Here is a 437-nt window from a genome sequence, read left to right as displayed (position 1 = left end):
GGCAGGTTGAGCGCAACCGTCTGCAGGCCGCCATCGACCTCCCTGACGACGTCGATCTTGTCGCCGCCCACCTCGAGCTTGGAGGCGAAGGTGCCCTGGGGCCAGCCCAGCAGCGCCGCCAGCATCTGGCCGGTGGCGTTCATGTCGTCGTCGATCGCCTGCTTGCCGAGGATGACCAGACCCGGGTTCTCATTGCCGATCACAGCCTTCAAGAGCTTGGCGACAGCCAGCGGCTCGACTGTCGCGTCGGTCTTCACCAGGATGCCGCGGTCCGCACCCATGGCCAGGCCCGAGCGCAGCGTCTCGGCCGCCTGGGCCGGACCGATCGAAACCACCACTACTTCGCTCGCCTTGCCGGCTTCCTTCAGACGCAGCGCTTCCTCCACGCCGATCTCGTCGAACGGGTTCATCGACATCTTCACATTGTTGAGATCGAC

At 65.4% G+C, this 437-nt stretch carries 1 pseudogene; it reads right to left on the bottom strand.

The features are described from left to right. Window positions 1–437: pseudogene (locus BA190_RS34970) on the bottom strand (electron transfer flavoprotein subunit beta/FixA family protein); the annotation flags it as partial.

It is taken from the genome of Labrys sp. WJW (assembly GCF_001676615.1).
GTDB classification, from domain to species: Bacteria; Pseudomonadota; Alphaproteobacteria; order Rhizobiales; family Labraceae; genus Labrys; species Labrys sedimenti.
The sequence above is the reverse complement of the archived record's forward strand: the minus strand, read 5'-3'. Positions and strand labels throughout refer to the sequence as shown.